The following is a 4,345-nucleotide window of genomic DNA, read 5'->3' as shown; positions in this document are numbered from 1 at the left end:
TCATGGGATCATCAGCTTTATGATCTCACTTGAAGTCACTAAATACCATAAGTAATTCTACTTAATTAAATAGACAAGTTTTTTTGTGGTATGTTGTAATTCAAATTGAAGTGCGGAATGTGGGTTAGATGGAGTTTTGGAAATCGTGGCCCCTAGTCGTCGGCATGAAAGTGGAAAAACCCGAATTGGAACATTGTTAGAAATTTACTTTCTGGAAACTAACACAGAATACTTTCCCACAGGTTCCACAACTTTTAGTAAGTCTGAACAGTCTGTGGGAGGGGAACCAGACGAGAGTTATTGTATTGGCACAGATAAAGAATTCCCCGATTTGGCCATTGAAGTCGTTGTCACGTCGGGTGGGATTAATAAGTTGGCTCTCTATCAACAACTTGGGATACAAGAAGTTTGGTTTTGGCAATTCGATCGCCTTGCTATTTACTATCTGCGGCAAGATTCGGAGCAATTCACTGCAACTTTTGGTTATGAGGCCATTAATCGCAGTAAAGTTTTACCTGAATTAAACATTGAGTTATTAGCCGAATGTATTCAGAATCCAAGTCCTCTTGCTGCTGCTAAAGCGTTTCGAGAAAGAATTTGTTAAGTTAAAGAAGGATTGCTGGAGACAGCAATATGAGTATATGGGGATTCAAACCAAAATCAACAACTAGATTCGGCAAGGGGTCTCCCGTTATAATCAGGCGATTTAACGGGAGAGAACTTCACATTCGTAGAGATGAGTTTTCCCAATTTGCGGTCGGGAAAAGGATATTATGCCACTTTTGAATTAGGAATTTTCTCAGGCTTATAAAACTTAGGGACATCTAGTGTCGGCTCTCCAAGTAGTTCCATAAATCCCCATTGTTCTCTACCAGGTATAAATTTAGCTTTAATTTCTACAAAGTAGCGATCGCCTTGTTGATCTTTCTCCAATTTAGGATTAAATCTAAAAGGTTTAACAGGAGCATCCCTCCACAGCACAGGAACGTGATTTGCCCTAGTTAATTTCTTATTTAATTTCTCATTATCAAATTTTTTCTTTAATCGTGAGACGCGATCGCCTTTTCCTTTTCTATTTCTATGAATACTTATTACAGGACATTTACAAACCGCTATAAATTGCCAAAAACCCGATAGTTTAAACTCGTTAACTTTTAAATCTAAATGGGGATTATCATTGGCTGCAATTATTGTAAAACCTAGTTTTGGTCGAGTATTTTTGTCAGGAAAATGTGTGAGGTAAGGATAAACAGTTACATACCTATCTTTGTCAGGATTGTAGTCTAGCCTGAGAAACTCTTTTACCTTGGGGCTATTATAAATTAATTCATAAGTTTTACCTTCTGAAATCAGATTGTAGTAAGCATCATTATCCTCATATCGCCTGACTATTTTGCCATATAAAATTCCTATGCCTTGGAAAGCATAATCTTGTTTAGGTGGCAGGCTTTCTTCTTCTTTATTTTCTAATTTTTCTTCTTCTTTAACTTCTGAAGTAGCTACTTTTTGAGATTCAGATTTAGGCTTTGATTCTGTCTGTTTTTTAGTTTCAGTTTTGGACTGCTGAATTGATTGTTTATCTGTATCTTTCTCTGAAGGTTTATCTACTTTTAAATTCTCAGCTTTAGTCGGATTTATTTTAGATTTTTCCGACTCTAATTGCTTAGTTAAATTCTCAATAATATCTTGGAAAGTTTTCTTTTGTACTTCATTTTGTGCAGCATTAAGGAGCTGCTGCATTTTTGCTAAATTTTTTTCTAGGTCTGGAATAGACACCATATTCACTCTCTCCGTTTTTTATGATTTTGCTCAACTATATATTGTATATACTCCCTGGATATCTTATTGATTTATCTTCAATTGTTTTTATTTCTAAATTTTATTCTTCAAAAATTTATTTATGTGGATATTTAGTTCTACGATAATTGTCAAATAACTCCTGAATAGAGAGTGCCTCTAAAGCCATATAGACATCTTGATAACTTATTGATTTTCCCGTATCTATATCTCTAGCTATTTGTAGTATTTTTTATGCAAATACTCCAGGTATTCGGATTGCTTTTGTTGGGAGGTTTTTCCATTTTTTATTACTACCTGCTTGAAGATTATGTACAGATTTTATATTTACTGCCATCTTGATTTTTCTGCTGTACACCAGAATTATAACATTTAAAGGTGGAATATGTTACGATTTTTTAGATACAGCTTTAGGAGAGAAGGTCCTACAAAATCAATTTAATAAGTGATAATTAATAGTCTACTGTCTCAGGATATGTATACCACCCTATTATCAATTAAAATCATCAATAGTCAACGGCATTATTTTGCTGTTGGTTTTTGATTTTTTTAATGTGCGTTATATTATAATTATAATTGATGAAATTGAGCAATTCAACTAAGAGAGGATTTAATGCAGTCAGCACTAAGGATTGAAACTAAAGTTCTACCAGGCAACAAGATTGAAATTAATCTGCCTGACAATACTCTCTCAACCTCAGTGGGGCAAACCGTTGAAGTGATTGTCCTGCTACCAGAGCAACCACTATTAGTGCGACAAAATATTCTGGAATGGATTGAGCAGGCGCGTAGCAGAGGAACCCTTAGAAGCGCCGAAGAAATTAACCGTAACCTGCAAGCCGAAAGAGATTCATGGGACAACTAAATTTACCAGATTCCGCCAGAATTTACATCGACACCTCAGTTGTAATTTATACAATTGAGGTCAATCCCAATTATTGGCAATTGCTGCAACCGCTGTGGCAAAAATTTCAAGCAGGACAAGTTGAGTTGATTACTAGCGAACTTACGCTCATGGAATCTCTAGTACTCCCATTTAGGCAATCTAACATCAATCTGATTACTACCTATGAGCAGCTACTTCTTTCTTCAGTGCTGCAACTCATCCCAGTTGGTTTGCCTATTCTGCGTGAAGCAGCTAGACTACGCGCAACTATTCCTTCATTAAAAACACCTGATGCTATTCATGCAGCAACTGCGATCGCTACTGGCTGTACCCAGTTTCTCACCAACGATGGACAACTAACGGTAGTCACAGGCTTACCCGTTGTAATTCTTGATGAGGTACTGACATCGTAAAAACTATTGATTTTATTAGAGGTAAATTATGGGTAAACAGGCTAAGTTAAGAGCGCTAAGAAGAAAGCAAGAACAACAACAATTACAGTGCGCTGAAACAGGGGTTATGTACATTAAAGAAATGGTAGAGGAAGTACTAAAAAATAATTGGTATGGTGCTATAGCAGTTAACAGACCAGAATCTTTTGTGCATATTCAAACTATGATATGCAGTCTCGACATTGACTTAAAAAAACAAGTAGGTTGGAAAGTTTATACACTAAAAAAGAATAACGGTTTGTATCCATTCCCTGATTATCCTCGATACATAGAAACTCAATTGGATCTACATAAAACCAATGAAGTATTAGTTATACAAATAGACATACTAGGAGAAAATCTATTGTGTAACTATGTCAATGTAAGAATTGAAAACAATCACATTGAACTATGGGGAAAACCTCCTGGTGCGATTAAAGAACATTTAATAAATATTCTCCCAGAACATGAAGATGAAAAAGCAAAAGAAATAGCATATATATTCAATCAAACTTGTCTAGTAACCTGTCCTTATTACTGGGATAACTCTATTAAGGATTTATCCATAAGCACTCAGTTAGACAGAATACACAAAGATTGTGAGAGCGGTAAGGGATACCCAAACGATATAAATCTATCGACTTGGGGAAGTTATTACGATCTAGCGCACACCAACCCACTAACAAAGAGTTGTTCCGAGCTGATTTTGAAAGGCAATCCGTAAATTTAAGAGAACTTCAGCTATTATTTCAAAATCATGGGGAAACCAGTTGCGAATATCTTTGTTGAGTAACTTTTCAGCCATTAACAATTTTCATGTGACGAGGTGCCAAAACAATTAATAATTAGCTCTCCCATATAGGAGAGGATGTTCTTCAAAAATCTGAAAAACCCCAGAAGCAACTTCTCAATTGGTTCTCACCGCGCGTGAATCTCCATTGCTATTTCACGGATAATTAAACCTACCTACTTACTATATAAATAAATCGGAATTACAAGAGGGGCTAAACATGGTTAAAATTGAAGAAGCTATCAAAGAAATTTTAAAAAACAAGGACAAAACAGCTACTCAATTATTAAATGAAAATCGGAGCAAATTCAATTTAACCCACATTCCGCACTTCAATTTGAATTACAACATACCACAAAAAAACTTGTCTATTTAATTAAGTAGAATTACTTATGGTATTTAGTGACTTCAAGTGAGATCATAAAGCTGATGATCCCATGA

5 protein-coding genes are annotated in these 4,345 nt (G+C 35.4%); 4 read left to right on the top strand and 1 reads right to left on the bottom strand.

Features of this window, described 5'->3' with window-relative positions; translation table 11 throughout:
* The first annotated feature begins 136 nt into the window (after positions 1-136).
* Positions 137-604: a Uma2 family endonuclease gene (locus F6K23_RS39915; RefSeq protein WP_293166670.1), complete on the top strand. Its 468-nt coding sequence runs from the start codon at positions 137-139 to the stop codon at positions 602-604.
* A gap of 167 nt (positions 605-771) precedes the next feature.
* Here F6K23_RS39915 and F6K23_RS39910 read toward each other — a convergent pair whose 3' ends face one another.
* Positions 772-1,779, bottom strand: a complete 1,008-nt coding sequence (locus tag F6K23_RS39910; RefSeq protein ID WP_293166668.1) for a hypothetical protein — start codon at positions 1,777-1,779, stop codon at positions 772-774.
* Positions 1,780-2,410: 631 nt separating this feature from the next.
* On the opposite strand from F6K23_RS39910, the gene F6K23_RS39905 reads away from it, so the two are divergent.
* The 3 genes from F6K23_RS39905 to F6K23_RS39895 are packed head-to-tail and all read left to right on the top strand — an operon-like array spanning position 2,411 to position 3,838.
* Entirely contained in the window at positions 2,411-2,662 is a 252-nt protein-coding gene (locus F6K23_RS39905) for a hypothetical protein (protein ID WP_293166666.1), read from the top strand.
* Positions 2,650-3,096: a PIN domain-containing protein gene (locus F6K23_RS39900; protein WP_293166664.1), complete on the top strand. Its 447-nt coding sequence runs from the start codon at positions 2,650-2,652 to the stop codon at positions 3,094-3,096. Before F6K23_RS39905 ends, F6K23_RS39900 begins: the two co-directional genes overlap by 13 nt.
* A 28-nt stretch (positions 3,097-3,124) precedes the next feature.
* The gene (locus tag F6K23_RS39895; RefSeq protein WP_293166662.1) at positions 3,125-3,838 is read left to right on the top strand and encodes a hypothetical protein; all 714 of its coding nucleotides are present in this window, start codon (positions 3,125-3,127) and stop codon (positions 3,836-3,838) included.
* The last annotated feature ends 507 nt before the right edge of the window (positions 3,839-4,345 follow it).

This window comes from Okeania sp. SIO2C9 (assembly GCF_010672455.1).
Lineage (GTDB): Bacteria > Cyanobacteriota > Cyanobacteriia > Cyanobacteriales > Microcoleaceae > Okeania.
The sequence above is the reverse complement of the archived record's forward strand: the minus strand, read 5'-3'. Positions and strand labels throughout refer to the sequence as shown.

Excerpts from the sequence above, each read along its gene's own strand:
- F6K23_RS39910 (WP_293166668.1), bottom strand. The coding sequence starts at position 1,779 with ATGGTGTCTATTCCAGACCTAGAAAAAAATTTAGCAAAAATGCAGCAG.
- F6K23_RS39895 (WP_293166662.1), top strand. The coding sequence starts at position 3,125 with ATGGGTAAACAGGCTAAGTTAAGAGCGCTAAGAAGAAAGCAAGAACAA.
- F6K23_RS39900 (WP_293166664.1), top strand. The coding sequence starts at position 2,650 with ATGGGACAACTAAATTTACCAGATTCCGCCAGAATTTACATCGACACC.
- F6K23_RS39905 (WP_293166666.1), top strand. The coding sequence starts at position 2,411 with ATGCAGTCAGCACTAAGGATTGAAACTAAAGTTCTACCAGGCAACAAG.